This is a genomic window from Jatrophihabitans sp. (assembly GCA_036399055.1).
Taxonomy (GTDB): domain Bacteria; phylum Actinomycetota; class Actinomycetes; order Mycobacteriales; family Jatrophihabitantaceae; genus Jatrophihabitans_A.
In genome coordinates this window covers 57,297-71,807 of the sequence record DASWNX010000029.1, presented here as the reverse complement: position 1 = coordinate 71,807, position 14,511 = coordinate 57,297, and the positions used below count along the sequence as shown (strand labels likewise).

The 14,511-nt window shown below is 69.5% G+C and carries 12 protein-coding genes; 8 read left to right on the top strand and 4 right to left on the bottom strand.

What is annotated here, in order from left to right; genetic code table 11:
* Positions 1 to 137: 137 nt before the first annotated feature.
* The 4 genes from VGB75_11545 to VGB75_11530 form a co-directional block, all read right to left on the bottom strand.
* Complete coding sequence (locus VGB75_11545) at positions 138 to 1,457, bottom strand: hypothetical protein (protein HEY0167664.1); 1,320 nt, start codon at positions 1,455 to 1,457, stop codon at positions 138 to 140.
* Positions 1,454 to 2,821 carry a hypothetical protein gene (locus VGB75_11540; protein ID HEY0167663.1) on the bottom strand — a complete coding sequence of 456 codons (1,368 nt, stop codon included), beginning with the start codon at positions 2,819 to 2,821 and terminating at the stop codon, positions 1,454 to 1,456. Before VGB75_11540 ends, VGB75_11545 begins: the two co-directional genes overlap by 4 nt.
* A complete protein-coding gene (locus VGB75_11535) occupies positions 2,818 to 4,119 on the bottom strand; it encodes an MFS transporter (GenBank protein ID HEY0167662.1) in 1,302 nt (433 codons plus the stop codon). The genes VGB75_11540 and VGB75_11535 overlap by 4 nt, the downstream gene beginning before the upstream one ends.
* A 143-nt stretch (positions 4,120 to 4,262) precedes the next feature.
* Positions 4,263 to 5,516: an ATP-grasp domain-containing protein gene (locus tag VGB75_11530; protein ID HEY0167661.1), complete on the bottom strand. Its 1,254-nt coding sequence runs from the start codon at positions 5,514 to 5,516 to the stop codon at positions 4,263 to 4,265.
* A 626-nt stretch (positions 5,517 to 6,142) separates the two neighbouring features.
* On the opposite strand from VGB75_11530, the gene VGB75_11525 reads away from it, so the two are divergent.
* The 8 genes from VGB75_11525 to ilvE are packed head-to-tail and all read left to right on the top strand — an operon-like array spanning position 6,143 to position 14,510.
* Positions 6,143 to 7,135 carry an N-acetylneuraminate synthase family protein gene (locus VGB75_11525; GenBank protein HEY0167660.1) on the top strand — a complete coding sequence of 331 codons (993 nt, stop codon included), beginning with the start codon at positions 6,143 to 6,145 and terminating at the stop codon, positions 7,133 to 7,135.
* Positions 7,132 to 7,938: an SDR family oxidoreductase gene (locus VGB75_11520; protein HEY0167659.1), complete on the top strand. Its 807-nt coding sequence runs from the start codon at positions 7,132 to 7,134 to the stop codon at positions 7,936 to 7,938. Before VGB75_11525 ends, VGB75_11520 begins: the two co-directional genes overlap by 4 nt.
* A 25-nt stretch (positions 7,939 to 7,963) precedes the next feature.
* Positions 7,964 to 9,853, top strand: coding sequence for a 1-deoxy-D-xylulose-5-phosphate synthase N-terminal domain-containing protein (locus tag VGB75_11515; GenBank protein HEY0167658.1), 1,890 nt, complete (start codon positions 7,964 to 7,966; stop codon positions 9,851 to 9,853).
* 11 nt (positions 9,854 to 9,864) lie between these two features.
* Positions 9,865 to 10,539, top strand: coding sequence for a hypothetical protein (locus tag VGB75_11510; protein ID HEY0167657.1), 675 nt, complete (start codon positions 9,865 to 9,867; stop codon positions 10,537 to 10,539).
* Positions 10,536 to 11,417 carry a dTDP-4-dehydrorhamnose reductase gene (gene rfbD, locus VGB75_11505; protein HEY0167656.1) on the top strand — a complete coding sequence of 294 codons (882 nt, stop codon included), beginning with the start codon at positions 10,536 to 10,538 and terminating at the stop codon, positions 11,415 to 11,417. Before VGB75_11510 ends, rfbD begins: the two co-directional genes overlap by 4 nt.
* The gene (locus VGB75_11500) at positions 11,414 to 12,730 is read left to right on the top strand and encodes a D-arabinono-1,4-lactone oxidase (GenBank protein HEY0167655.1); all 1,317 of its coding nucleotides are present in this window, start codon (positions 11,414 to 11,416) and stop codon (positions 12,728 to 12,730) included. Before rfbD ends, VGB75_11500 begins: the two co-directional genes overlap by 4 nt.
* Positions 12,727 to 13,452 (top strand): HAD-IA family hydrolase, encoded by a 726-nt coding sequence (locus VGB75_11495; protein HEY0167654.1) that lies wholly within the window; start codon positions 12,727 to 12,729, stop codon positions 13,450 to 13,452. Before VGB75_11500 ends, VGB75_11495 begins: the two co-directional genes overlap by 4 nt.
* The gene (gene ilvE, locus VGB75_11490; GenBank protein ID HEY0167653.1) at positions 13,449 to 14,510 is read left to right on the top strand and encodes a branched-chain-amino-acid transaminase; all 1,062 of its coding nucleotides are present in this window, start codon (positions 13,449 to 13,451) and stop codon (positions 14,508 to 14,510) included. The genes VGB75_11495 and ilvE overlap by 4 nt, the downstream gene beginning before the upstream one ends.
* Position 14,511 lies beyond the last annotated feature (1 nt).

Genomic DNA, 14,511 nt, shown 5'->3' with positions numbered 1-14,511 from the left:
CCACGGCGCCACCTGCTGCGCACCCGGCAACGCCAGCACCGATCCTCGCCGGCTCGGCTCTGACTCCGGGAAGGTCCTCTCGGGTTTGCGACGGCCTGTGCTGATGTCGGCCATGATCGCGGCTGAAATCCTCGTCGTCAGGCCGGTGGCGGGTAGCACAAGATGCCGGTCGTCCGCGCAGCCTTGGTGGCCCCCATGCCGATCACCGCGCCGCCCCCGGCGGGGAGCGCGCGGATATGCGAGCCCGCGTATCCCTCGGGCGTGAGGAAGCAGTCCCACACCGCATGCCAGTCGCGCGACTCACCGGTGTCGGGGTCGAGCACGGGTTCGCCTCGCGGCACGACCCGCCGCTGCACGATCGCGCCGTCGTTGATCGCGGCGGCCAGCGCGTCCTTCCAGTCCTGTTCGTCGAGCAGCCAGCCCGCGACGATGCCTTGGCCGCCGAAGCTCGCGCCCGGCTTGAGGATGAGGTTCTCCCGGTGCACCCGGCAGTGCTCCATGAGGTCGGGCGACATAATCCTGGTCCACGGCAGCACCCGGTCGATCAATGCCACCTCCTGTTCGGACAGCTTGTCCCGCAGGTGCTCAAGCAGGGCAAGGGAGCTCTTGTTGTTGAACAGCTCGCCGGACAACGACGTGTACAGCACCACGGTCCCGTCCGCCTCGGCGCGGAGCAGGTCGTCGACGACCCGGCGACCGTCCGGGTCGTCCACGAAGTCGCCGATGCTGAAGTACCGCAGCACCAGGTCGACCGGGCGGCCGTGCACGCTCACCCGGTTCGAGGTGAACGCCACATCGCCCAACGTGGCCAAGAGAACCTCGATGCCCAACCCTGCGAGCATCTCCTGGAACGAGGTCGCCAGGTGCAGGTAGGTCGCCATCTTCTCGTGGCTGTCCACGAACGCGACCACGGGAGCGCGCTCACCGCACACCGGTGCGGCCGCGGCGCGAAGCGCGCGGTCGACTCGGACACCGGTGTTGACGTAGTCGAGCTCGAATTCAGCGGCGAACGACCCGAAGGCGGGCACCTCAAGAAGCGCGGCGGAGATCTGCGCACGGTCCAAGCCGCCGAGCGCGCTGCCGACGTTGAACTCCAGCAGCCGCAACGACTCACCGTCGTGGTAGAGGTCGGCGCGGCCATAGAGCTCCGGCTTGTCGGTGAACTGGGACAGATAGGCCGCTTGCCGCGGGTTCATCCCGACCGCGCGCGCGTACCGCTCGCGGTCGCCGCCGAAGAACCGGTCGGGCACCGCCACCAGCAGGTCAAACAGCGTGATCACCTGCTCGCTGAAGCCAAGGATCACCGACTTGTCGATGAACATCGGCCGCGGCAGGAACCGCCCTCGCATCGACGCGACCAGCGCGGCGGGTAGTCGGGCCGCCGACATCGCCTCGAGCAGGCCGCGATCGCCGGCCGAGCAGCGGCGGTTGAACTCGGCGGTGACCGGGTCGCTCATGCCGCCCCCGCCGGGAACTGGAAGACGGCGGCCCTCCGCCGATCCGGCGTGTGCCTGGCGATCTCGTCGTCGATGGGCATCGCGCGCAGGCTGGTCCCGGCGTAGCCGTGTGGGGTGATGAACACGCCCCAGGTCGCGGCGTACTCGTCTACCTCGCCGGTCTCCGGGTGCACGACCCGCTCGGCGCGGCGGATCACCCGGCGCTGCACCAACGCGCTCTGCTCGATTCCGTCGGCCAGCGCGTCGGCCCAGTCGGCGTCGCTGGTGTCCCACCCGGCGACGATGCCCTCCGCCCGGAAGCTGCGCTGCTGCTTGATGATCAGCTCCGCCCGGTGCTCGCGGCAGTAGCCGATCAGGTCCACGGTCTGCCCATCGACCTCGGTCTGGGTGTTGGCGAGCAGCCTCGTCCACGGCAGCACCCGGTCGACCAGCTCGGCCTCTTCGGCGGTGAACGCCTGGCGCATGCGGGAGTCCGACAGCAGGGTCAGCGCCGCCTTGTTGTGGTAGAGCGAGCTGTGCAGCGAAGTCCATTGCACGACCCTGCCCTCGTCGTGCGCGCGGAAGACCCGCTCGGCGGCTTCGGCCACACCGGGCTCGGTGACCATCTCGTTCTCGGTGTAGTGCCGTTGGATCAGGTCGATTCGCCTGCCGTGTAGGTAAAGCCGCCCGTCGCGCTCGGTGATCTGGCCGATGGTGCCCATCACGACTTCGAGTCCCTGAGAGGCCATCATCTCGATATAGGATTTGACCGCGTTCTCGTACCCCCCGAACCCGGAGTCAGACTCGACGAAGCCCACGACCGGGTCGGCGCCGCCGGTCAGCTCCTTGGCCGCCTCCCGGTACAGATTCGCGACCTTCTCCCCGGTGTGGACGTGCACCAGGCCGTGTTCGGCGGCGAACTCGGCGAACGCGTCGACTTGCAGCAACATCCGCCCGATCTCGGACCGGTCGATGCCACCCTGTGCGCTGCCGATGTTGAACTCCAGCAACCGCAATGACTCGCCGTCGTGGTAGGCGTCGACCCTGCCGTACTTGGTCGGCTTGCCTGGGTACCGGCTCAGGATCGCCGCCCGTTGTCTCTCCATGCCCAGAGCCGCGCAGTACGCGGCGACGTCGCCGTCGAACATGCGTTGCGGCAGGGAGGTCAGCAGGTCGAAGAACCCGGACAGGTCGGCGCTGAACCGGCTGATCGTCGCCTCGGCGATGAACAGTGGCCGCGGCAACAGCTGGTTGGCGTTGGCGGCGAGGAACACCTCGCTGAAGGGCGCGTTGGCGATTGCGTCCAACAGCCCGCGGTCACCGTCAAGGCATCGGCGCAGGTAGGCGTCGGTGACTGGGTCGGTCATGGTGTCGATGTCGGTCATGGCGACTCGGTTCTCTCGGACCCGGGCGCGCCCGGGTACTGGCTGTCGAAGCTCGTCATGGAGCGCAGCGGGGAGAACAGGACGGGCAGCCACGCCACCGCCAGCCCGATCGCGGCGATCCACATCACCGTCCGCACCCCGAGGAAGGTGATGAGCACGCCCGCCATGGCGGCGGCGACCGCCTCCATGCCGTTCATGACGAACCGCATGGTCGCGTTCATCCTGCTCAGCAGCCGGTCCGGCGTGACTTGCTGCCGGAAGCTGACCAGTACCACGTTGTTGTGCCCGACCCGGAAAATGATCACTGTCCAGGCCGCCGAGGCGACCCACTGCCACCAGCCGACATTCATCATCGGCACCAGGAAGCCGAACGGGATTCCGATGATGCCCAGCTTCCACAGCGACTGCCCGGATCCGAGCCGCTTGCACACCCGGGTCGCGGTGGAGACACCCAGCAGCACGCCGAGACCGCCGAAGGTGAAGAACAAACCCACCGCTGCGCCGCCGAGCCCGAGTTCGCGGACGAGCAGTAGAGGCACCGCGACGATGGCGAAGGTTAGGAACAGGTTCGTCAACGCTCCGGCGATGACTATCGGGCGCAGCAATGGATGCCGCCACACGAACTTCGTTCCCTCCCCGATCTCCTTGAACAAGCTGGGCTGGTCGCGCCGCTCGGGCTCGGGCTCGGGCTGCCGCACACGGAAAAGCCATAGCGCGGACCAGACGAAGCTGATCGCGTCGATCAGGATCGCGATCGGCGAGGCGAAGAACTGCACGATGTAGCCGGCCACGCTCGGGCCCGCCAGCGCGCTCGTCGCGTTCGCGCTGCCCAGCCTGGAGTTCGCCGCCAGCAGATATTGCCTGCCGACTACCGCCGGAAGGTAACTGCGCGCGGCCACGTCGAAAAACACGTTCCCGACGCCGGACAGCAGGGACACGATGTAGAGCTGCTGGATGGTCAGCACGTCCATGGCCCACGCGAGCGGGATCGATCCCAGCACCACGGCCCTGCCTAGGTCCGATGTCACCATGACCCAACGCTTCTTGGTGCGGTCCAGCAGCGCCCCGGCCGGCAATCCAACGGTCAGGAACGCGACAAACCTGAGCATCCACAACACCCCGACCTCGGCCGGGGAGGCGTTGATCACGATGACCGCGACCAGCGGCAGGGCCACGAACGTGATCTGCGAGCCCATGTCGCTTATCGCCGCCGCGGCGAACAGTCTGCGGAAGCTCTGATTGCGCCACAGCGGGTCGGGTGCCTTCTCCTCCACGTTGCCCGTGGTCGCCGCGGTCATGCGGTGTGCCCCCTCACTGTGCCCAGCACCGTTCGATCGCCGCGGTCGAGTCGGCGGCGATTGCCTTGTGCGCCGCGTATTCAACGGCGTGCAGGCGCGCCCAACTGGCTACCCGTGGCATGTGGCCGCTCTTCTCCTTTGTCTCACATGGGTTCGGTCTGCAGGCGGACCAGATCGGTAAGCTCGTAGAAGGCGCCGTCGAGTTCGTCGACCGACGGCGCGAGGAACATCAGGTGGCCATGGCCCTGGAAGGTCTGCGGCGGCATCGCGAGCAGCTCGCCCGGCTCACGGTAGATGTCCAGCTCGACCACCCGCTCGTCGGCGCGGGCCTGCTCGACGCCGTGCGCGGCGACGAACCGACCCGCCCGCTCCGGGAAGATGTTCCAGAAGCCGACGGCGATCGGCCGCTCGCGCGGTTGGATCACCGGCGTGCGGCCGGTGGCCAGGTCCAGCGCCGCGGCGACCATGTCCACCCCGGTGCTGAGCAGCACCGACCGGTAGATCGGGCCGCCGCCCAGCCGGGCCGCCGCTTCCAGCAGCACTGGCTCGGTCCCATGGCGCAACCTGAACTCGACGTGCGTGCCGCCTACCTCGATTCTCAGCGCCGCGTGCACGTCGGCCGCCGCCTTGGCCACGGCTTCGACGACATCGCCCCGCAGCCGGGTGGGGGTGCACGCGTACACCTCCTCGAAGGTCGGGCCGGTGGGCAGCGGCTTGTCGTGGATGGCCACCATGTGGGGGGCGCCGTCCACCACCAGCGACTCGACGCTGATCTCCGGGCCGGGCACGAACTCCTCCAGTAGCAGCGCTCCGCCGTACTCGGCCATCGCGGCGTGGTGCAGCGGGTCCGTGGTGAACCGGTCCCACGCGCTCGCACGGAAGAACTCGAACAGCTCGGTCAGCTCGGCGGGGTCGGCAACGCTGCGCACGAACATGCTGCCCGTGCCCAGCACCGGTTTGAGCACGAGCGGGAACCCCACCCGCTCGGCCACGCTCAGCGCCTCGTCGAGGTCGCGGGCCAGCCCGAATCGGGGCTGGGGCACGCCGTGCGCATGCGCGGCCTCGCGCATCCGGTACTTGTCCCGGGTCAGCTGCGCGGTGCGCTCGCTCACCCAGGGCAGGCCGAGCTCGGCGGCGACCCTGGCCACCGTGGGCACCAGCGCCTCGGCGAAGGTGATCACACCGGACACCGGCGCGGTCTCCGCCTTCACCGCGGCGAGCACGCTGTCAATATCGCTGGTGTCCACCGGCACCACCCGGTCGGCTAGGCCCGACTCCCAGGTGGCGTCCCGCATCAGCAGCACCAGCTCCTCGCCGTGCTCGGCGGCGTACTGCGCGGCCCGTGTCAGGTGCTGTCGACGGCTCAGGTTGGTTTTGTGCACGATCAGGATGCTCATCAAGACTCCAGTGACTAGGTTTCCCCCTGCGAATGCACGTCCAGCCAGCGGTCGTCGGCGGCGTTCCGACTCCCGTTGTGCACGCTAAATCTCCCTTGTCACATGACATGCGCGAGCACATCCCCAGCGAGTGGTATCCGCCTGATGCAGCTCATTGAAGGCCAGTTTGCCTTAAGCGCGAGCGTTTTGCTCTCAATAATTCTTGAAATGTTCTTCACAATACAGTTAAGCGTTGCTACGCGACGGGCATTCATTCGCGCAATCGCTCTAGGTGGCCCACCACCTTTGCGTGAGCTGGATCGAGGAACGGCAGCTAGTGGCCGTAACCTGCTTATTTGGAAGCGCAACAGCCTTAGTTCGAGCTTGGGCAGAAGCGGTCTTGACAGACATGCCTGCTGACTGTTAAACCCAATCAGGTAAATTCCTCGGGGAGTCAAAAGGAAATTTCCCTGAGAGAAAGTCAGCCTTTCTCATGCGAGAGTGACGCGTATTGCATCGCGTATTGCATCGCGTATCGCCCCGCATGTCATTGCTGCCCGTAATAAATCGCCAAGACGACGGGGAACACGAACGTGGGGATTTTAACCATCGCCGGAAAGCGAATCGACGATTCGAGTGATCCATACGTGATCGCGGAAATCGGACACAATCATGAGGGGCGCCTGGCCACCGCCGAGGAACTCGTCCGCCAGGCGGCGGCTGCAGGGGCCAGCGCCGCCAAGCTGCAGAAGCGCGACAACCGGGCGCTCTACACGCGGGCCATGTACGACGAGCCCTACACCGGGCGCAACAGCTACGGCCCGACCTACGGCGCGCACCGCGAGGCGCTGGAGTTCGGCGAGACCGAGTACCGGCACCTGGCCGGGGTCGCCGCCGAAGTCGGCATCGACTTCATCTCCACCGCCTTCGACTTTGGCAGCGTCGACTTCCTGGTGAATCTGGGCGTCCCGGCGATCAAGATGGCGTCCGGAGACCTGACCAACATCCCCCTGCTCATCTACGCGGCCAAGGCCGGCATTCCGCTGATTATCAGCACCGGCGCGGCCGACATGCACGACGTGCGCCGGGCGGTCGATGCGATCCTGCCGATCAACGCGAATTTGGCCGTGCTGCAGTGCACCGCGCTCTATCCAACCCAGCCCGCCGACCTCAACCTGTCGGTGATCCACACCTATCGTCGCGAGCTGCCCGATGTGGTCGTCGGCTACTCCGGCCATGACCTCGACATCGAGACCAGCTACATCGCCTACTCGCTGGGCGCCAGGGTGATCGAAAAGCACTTCACTCTCGATCGCGGTAGGCCCGGTAGCGACCACCACTTCTCGCTGGAGCCGCCGATGCTGGCCGAGTTGGTCGCAGGCCTGCGCCGCACGCGAGAGCAGATGGGCTCGCCGGTCAAGAGGATGGATCTCAGGGAGCGTCCCGCGCTGCGCAAGATGGGCAAGAAGCTGGTCGCCGCGCGGCCGCTGCCCCAGGGGCACGTCCTCGGTGAGGTCGACATCCTGATCAAGTCCCCGGGCGACGGCACTCCGCCGCACCTGCTCGATCAGATTGTCGGCCGGTCGCTGAATGTCCCGCTTGACGCCGAGGCGGATATCACCCTCAACCTCCTGGCATGACGGCGGCAGACCTGACCGACCTGGCTGGCCGGGTCGCGGTGGTGACCGGCGCATGTGGGCGACTGGGTCCGGCATGGGTCGACGCGCTGCTCGGCTCGGGGGCCACCGTGATCGGGCTGGACCGGGCCGCCGAACCCGACAGCGCGCTGCGCGAGGTGCTGGATGCGCACGGCGACAAGCAGTTCGACTTCCACGTCGCCGACGTCACCGACCGGACCACGCTCGAACGGGTGCTCGCGGCCTGCCCCGGCCCGCCACAGGTGTTGGTGAACAGCGCGGGCATCGACTCGCCGCCGTCGGCGCTCGGCGGCGGCGCACGCTTCGGCGACCTGCCTAAGGAGCTCTCGGGCACGGTGCTGGACGTCAACGCGTTGGGCACCTTGCAGTGCTGCCAGGTGTTCGGCACGGCGATGGCCGCCGGCGGTGGCGGGTCGATCGTCAACATCGGCTCGCTGTATGCGGGCCTGGCCCCGGATCCGCGGCTGTATGAGCACATCCAGGTCGACCCGCCATTCCTCAAGCCACCCGCGTACGGCATGTCCAAGGCCGCGGTCGCCGCGCTGACCCGCTACCTCGCCGCGCTGTGGGGCCCAGCCGGGGTGCGGGTGAACACCCTGTCGCCCGGCGGGGTGCGTGGCGACCAGGACGCCGAGTTCGTCGCCAAATTCACCGCCAGAGTGCCGCTGGGCCGGATGGCGCTCGCCGCCGACCTGCGCGGCCCGCTGCTGTTCCTCGCCTCGGCGCAGAGCGGCTACGTGACCGGAACCGAGCTGATGGTCGACGGTGGCTTCGGCTGCTGGTGACCGTCCAACTGACTGGAGCACTGCCTTGCTGCCGCTGACCTGGCTGCCGACCGCGGAGTTTGACCGAGTCCGCGACGGCATCGCCGACCCGCACCGCAGGTGCCGCGCGTTCGCGACCATGAGCAGGATCAACACCCTCTACATGATCGCCAAGGCGGGCTCGGGGCACCTTGGCTCCAGCTTCAGCGCCGCCGACGTGGTGTCGTGGTTGCTGCTGGAGGAGATGGAGGACGACGATGTCTACTTCTCCTCCAAGGGCCACGATGCGCCGGGGCTCTATGCCGCGTTGATCGGGCTCGGGCGACTCGAGGAGGACCTGGTGCACCGGCTGCGCCGGCTCGGCGGGCTGCCGGGCCATCCCGACGTGCGCACGCCGCACATGCCGTTCAACACCGGCTCGCTGGGCATGGGCATCTCCAAGGCGAAGGGCCTGGTGCTGGGTAACCGGATGACCGGGCGGCGTCAGCGGGTGTTCGTGCTCCTCGGCGACGGCGAGCTGCAGGAAGGCCAGAACTACGAGGCGCTGGCAGGCGCCGTGCACGCCGGTATGGGCGAGCTGACCGTCGTGGTGGATCACAACAAGATCCAGTCCGACACCTGGGTGAGGGATGTGAGCGACCTCGGCGACCTGGCCGCGCGGTTCGCCGGGTTCGGCTGGGGCGTGCTGCGCTGCGACGGCAACGACCCCGCCGCGCTCGACACCGCGTTGCGCGAGCGGCGAAAGTGCCTGGACCGCCCCGTGGTGATCATCGCCGACACCGTCAAGGGCGCGGGGTGTGCCCGCTTCGCCGCGACCTCAATGGCCGAGGGGGAGTGGCGCTACCGGTTCCACTCCGGGGCGCCCGCGCCGCAGGACTACGCCGCGGCGCACGCGGAGCTGACCGCGTCGGCCGACGCGCTGCTCGCAGGGGCGGGGTTGGCGCCGCTGGCCCTGGCCCCGGCCCCCGACCGGCCGCTCCCGCCCGTGCCGGTGCCGGTGCCGGTGACCCTGCCACCGGTCTACGGACAGGCGCTGACCGAGCTGGCCGCACGCGACCGGCGGGTAGTGGCGATGGACGCGGACCTGGTGCTGGACACCGGGCTGATCCCGTTCCGCGAGGCCCACCCCGACCGGTTCGTCGAGTGCGGCATCGCCGAGCAGGACATGGTGTCGATGGCGGGCGGGCTAGCCGCGCGGGGGCTGGTGCCGTTCGTGCACTCGTTCTCCTGTTTCCTGCACTCTCGGCCGAACGAGCAGATCTACAACAACGCCAGCGAAGGCCGCAAGGTCGTCTACGTCGGCTCGCTCGCGGGCGTGCTGCCCGCTGCCCCTGGCCATTCGCATCAGGCGGTGCGCGACGTGAGCGCCATCGGCGCGGTCCCGGATCTGGTGGTGCTCGAACCGGCGAACCCGGCGCAGACGCGCGCGGCCGTCGACTACTGCGCCACAGTCAAGGACAGCGTGTACCTGCGGCTGGTGAGCGCGCCCTGCCCGGCCGAGGTGCTCGACCTGCCGGCGGGTCCACTGGTGACCGGGCGCGGCGAGGTGGTCAGGGCGGGCGGGAGGACCGTGGCCATCGGCGCTGGGCCGATCGTCCTCGCGCAGCTGCTCGCGGCCGCGCCCGCGCTGGACCTGACCGTGGTGAACCTGCCTTGGCTCAACCGGATCGATCCGGCGTGGCTGGCCGAGCTGGTCGTGGGCGCCGAGTCAGTGGTGGTCGTGGACAACCACTACACCCGGGGCGCGCAGGCCGACCTGGTTGCCCGCGCGCTGCTGGAGGCAGGCCTGCCGCGCCTTCCTGTGTTCCTCGGCATCGGTCTGACCGAGTTGCCGGTGTGCGGCGCCCCGCACGAGACGCTCGACTTTCACGGCCTGAGTGCGCGCAGGCTCGTGGACACCATCGCCGCCCGCAGCCCCCAAACCAGCAACGCCTGAAAGGACCGGTAGTGGAGACCATCTACAACGACATGATCCGCCCACCGCGCGAACTGCTGGACGGCTTCCGCGCCGTGCTCGACGAGTACAGCCCGAGCTGCCTGGTGACCGACGCGCGCAAACGGGTCGGCGCGATCGGCGGGCTGCTGCCCGTCCTGCACCACCACAAGATCACCGGGCCCGCATTGACGGTGAACCTGTCCATCGACGACCTGGTCGACTGCATGCCGGTGCTGGCGCGGGCGCAGCCGGGGGACGTGATCGTGCTCGCCGCGCACGGCTGCACCCGCACGGCCATGTGGGGCGGGCTGATGTCGACGCTGTCGAAGAAGGCGGGCATCGCCGCGGGCATCGTGGACGGCGCGATCCGCGATGTCGACGAGATCCGAGACCTGCAGTTCCCGGTCTGGTATCGCGGCACCGTTCCCCGGCCCTCGCCGACCGCGGTGCACGACCGCACGGAGCCGGTGCAGGTCAACGTGCCGGTGGTGGTCAACGGCGAGGTGATCAACCCGGGCGACATCGTGGTGGCCGACGAGAACGGCATCGCCGTGGTGCCGCAGTCGATCGCCGAGGAGGTGCTGGCAGGCGCGAAGATGAACATCAACAAGGAGCGAGTGATCCGCGACAAGATCAGCTCGGGCGCCACGGTGAACGAGCTGCTGGCCGAGTTCGGTCACCTGTGAGGCGGCTCTACCTCACCGGCGCCGACGGCATGCTCGGCTCGGCGCTGACCGACGTGCTAGCCACCGATCCCCGCACCGCGGACTGGGTGACGCACGGGGTGTCCCGCGAGGATTTCGACATCGCCGACCGCGCCGCGGTGACCGAGTCGATCACCGCGTTCGGACCGGATCTGGTCGTGCACGCCGCCGCGCACGCCATCGTGGACGACTGCGAGGCGGACCCGCGGCTGGCCATGCGGGTCAACGTCACGGGCACGCACAACGTGGCCGCCGCCTGCCGCCTCAGCGCCGCCCGGTTGGTGTACCTGTCCAGCGACTACGTGTTCGACGGCGCGACGCCACCGGTGGGCGGCTACCGGGAGGCCGACACGCCGAGCCCGCTGTCGGTGTACGGGCTGACCAAGCTGGCGGGTGAGCGGATCAGCCAGAGCGTGCCCGAGCACTTGGTCGTCCGCACGTCCTGGCTGTTCGGTGGCGCCGACGAGTGCACGGACACGGTCCTGGCCACCATCCACCAGGCGCTGCAAGGAGCGACCAGCGAGCTGATCGAGGACCAGTTCAGCTGCCCGACCTACACCAGGGACCTGGCCGGGGCGCTGGTGTTCCTGTTCGCGCGCGGGGTCGCGGGCACTGTGCACGTGGCCAACGCGGGCACCGCGAGCTGGTACCAGGTGGCGCGGGTGGCGCTGGAGGCCTACGACGCGACGCTGCCTGCTGATGTGACGCCGGTCGCGCTGGCCGACATGCCGTTCCTGGGCGGGCGCCCGCGCGACTCGAGCTTGAACACGGGGCTACTCGCCTCGCTCGGCCACGTCATGCCGCATTGGACCGACGCGGTCGCCCGGTTCAGCCGCCAGCTGCGGACTCTGCACTCATGAGCACCGAATGGCGCACCTGGTCGCGAGCCAGCCGTTGCCGCCCGCAGCGCATCGCCAGGCCGCGCGATGAGAGCGAGGTGGTCGCCGAGCTCGGGCGCGCTGCCGCGGCCGGGCAGACCGTGCGCGCGGTCGGCGCCGGGCACTCGTTCAACAGTCTGGTCTGCACCGACGGCACGCTGCTCGACATGTCATCGTGCGCGGGTGTCGAGCGGATCGACCCGGACGCGAGCACGGTGACCGTGCGGGCGGGCACGTCGCTGGCGGCGTTGAACACCGCACTGCACCGCGCGGGCATGGCGCTGCCCAACGCCGGCACGATCACCTCGCAGACCGTGGCAGGCGCACTGGCCACCGGCAACCACGGCACCGGCCTGGCGCATGGGCCGTTCGCCGGGCTGGCGGTGGCGCTGCGGCTGGTCACCGCCGACGGCACGGTCCGAGACTGCGACGAGCGGAGCGACCCGGAGCTGTTGCGGTGCGCGCGCACCTCGCTCGGCGCGCTGGGCGTGGTCACCAGGGTGACGGTGCGCGTCGTGCCCGCGTTCCGACTGCGCTCGGCGCCGGGCAGCCGCCCGCTCGAGGAGCTGCTCGACGGGTTCGATGAGTGGGCGGGCAGCGCCGACCACGTGTCGGCGACGTGGCTTCCGTGGCTGGACAACGCATCGACGCGGGCGCTGCACCGTACCGAGGACCGGGCCGACCGCGGCGCGCGGCTGCGGCCATTGCTGTCCAGTGTGGAGGAAGTGCGGTGCGGACTTGCCGGGCTGGCGAGCAGGCTGGGACCGGGCATGGTGCGCTGGGTGAGCCAGACGCTGCCGCCGTACAGACCCCCGGCCTCCTATGTGGACTCCAGTTTCCAGGCGTTCAGCTTTCCACAGCCGGTGCGGTTCTTCGCGCTGGAGCATGCCCTTGCGCTTGCTGGTGTTCCGGACGCGGTGCGAGAGCTGCGCGGGGCGTTGCGCCGCTTCGGGCTGTACTCGCCGTACGCCCTGCTGATGCGGGTCGGCGCCGCCGATGACGCCCCGCTCTCGCCCGCCTACGGCCGCGCCACCGGGTACGTGAACCTGACGGTGCCACGCAGCGCCCGCTACGTCGAGCTGCTGCGCATGGTCGAGCACGTGCTGCGCGAGCACGGCGCGCGCCCGCACTGGGGCAAGGCGCACACCGCCACCGCGGAGATCCTGCGGCCGCGGTACCCGGAGTGGGACACGTTCGCCAGGATGCGCGCCGAACTCGATCCCGACGGCCGGTTCACCAACGACCACCTGGCCAGGCTGCTGGGGGAGCCCGCACGGATGAGGGCAGGGAGATGAAAGCGCTGTTCTTGGACTTCGATGGCCTGATCTGCGACACCGAGTCCGCGGCGCGGCGCTCGTGGGAGCTGCTCTATGCCCGTCTCGACCACGAACTGCCCGCACGGGTGTGGTCGGCGATGGCGGGCGACTCATCCGGCCACGTCACCGCCGCCGCCGACCTCGGCGCCCGGCTGGGACGTCCGGTGACCGCGGAGGAGCTGTCATGGCGGGCCGCCTGCAAGGCTGAGCTGGCCGATGCCCAGCCGCTGCGGCCAGGGGTGGTCGCGCTGCTCGACGCGGCGCGTGAGCGCGGGCTGGGGCTGGCGGTCGTGTCCAGTTCCGCCGCCCACTGGGTGCGCGGGCACCTGGCCCGGCTGGGCGTGCTCGACCGGTTCGGCGCCGTGGTCACCGGCGACGACGTGCCGGTGCACAAGCCGGCGCCGGACCTGTACCTGCACGCGCTCGCCGTGACCGGGCTGACCGCGGCGCACGTGGTGGCCTTCGAGGACTCCCCGGCCGGGGTGGCCGCGGCGACCGCGGCCGGACTGCTCTGCGTTGGAGTGCCCAACGGCGCCGGTGACCCGGCCGCGCTGGGCGCTGCGACGCTGGTCGTGCCGAGCCTGGCCGGGTTGGACCTCGACGTGCTGGCGGGGCAGGTCGTGAGCGAGCTTGCCAGCGGCCCATCCACCACAGCTGCGCGGCGAGCGTCGATGACGACCGTCGGCGAGGAGCAGGAGTGAGCGCGCTAGCCGACCAGACGCCGCCGCCGCGGTGGATCTGGCGCGACGGCGCGATCCGGCCGTGGGCGCAGGCCACCGTGCACGTCAACGCGGTCGGGCACGCGTCCGTGGCCGCGGTGTTCGAGGGGATCAAGGCCTACCGCGCCGCTGACAGCGAGCGGCTGCTGGTGTTCCGACTCGACGAGCACCTCGACCGGTTGCTCGACTCGGCTCGGTTGTGCCGTCTGCACCTGCCGCACACCCGCGACGAGCTGCGTCAGGCTTGCTTGGATCTGTTGGCCGCCAACGACTACCGTGCCGACACCTACCTGCGGCCGTGGGTGTTCGCGCGCGGGCTGATCCGCGAGCAGATGGTTCCGGCGGGCGCGGAGTGCGAGACAGTGATCGACAGCTGGCCATTCACCAGCCAGCTGCGCACCGGCGCCGGCTGCCGGGCGGCGGTCAGCTCGTGGATCCGGGTGCCGGCCGCCGCGATGCCGCCGCGGGCAAAGGCGTTCGCGAACTATCACAACGGGCGGCTCGCGCTGATCGAGGCGCGGGAGAACGGGCACGACTGGCCGGTCATGCTCAACGACCGGCACCAGGTCGCCGAGGGCGCGGCGGCGTGCGTCGCGCTGGTCATCGACGGCGTGCTGGTCACCCCGTCGCTGGCCAGCGGAGCGCTTGCCGGGATCACCCGCGACAGCCTGCTCGCGCTCGCGCGCGAACAGGGCGTGCCGGTGCAGGAGCGCGAGGTGGACAGGAGCGAGCTCTACCTGGCCGAGGAGATCTTCTTCATGGGCACCGCGTGGGAGATCCTGCCGGTGGTGGCCATCGACGGACTGCGGGTAGGCGATGGCACACAGGGGCCGGTCGCGGCGCTGCTGGAGCGGGAGTACTCGGCCATCGTCCGCGGCCAGTCCGACCGACGCCCGCAGTGGCTGACCCCGGTCGAGATCGGTGGTCCGACAGCGGTGCTGAACAGTACTGTCCACAAGGTTTCAGCGGTCGAGCCGCCGATTCTCGCTAGATTGGGCGACAGCGAGGCGCCCGATCAGCCCGTCAAAGGAGCTCTGTGAC

Excerpts from the sequence above, each read along its gene's own strand:
- VGB75_11545 (HEY0167664.1), bottom strand. The coding sequence starts at position 1,457 with ATGAGCGACCCGGTCACCGCCGAGTTCAACCGCCGCTGCTCGGCCGGC.
- VGB75_11540 (HEY0167663.1), bottom strand. The coding sequence starts at position 2,821 with ATGACCGACATCGACACCATGACCGACCCAGTCACCGACGCCTACCTG.
- VGB75_11535 (HEY0167662.1), bottom strand. The coding sequence starts at position 4,119 with ATGACCGCGGCGACCACGGGCAACGTGGAGGAGAAGGCACCCGACCCG.
- VGB75_11530 (HEY0167661.1), bottom strand. The coding sequence starts at position 5,516 with ATGAGCATCCTGATCGTGCACAAAACCAACCTGAGCCGTCGACAGCAC.
- VGB75_11520 (HEY0167659.1), top strand. The coding sequence starts at position 7,132 with ATGACGGCGGCAGACCTGACCGACCTGGCTGGCCGGGTCGCGGTGGTG.
- VGB75_11500 (HEY0167655.1), top strand. The coding sequence starts at position 11,414 with ATGAGCACCGAATGGCGCACCTGGTCGCGAGCCAGCCGTTGCCGCCCG.
- VGB75_11495 (HEY0167654.1), top strand. The coding sequence starts at position 12,727 with ATGAAAGCGCTGTTCTTGGACTTCGATGGCCTGATCTGCGACACCGAG.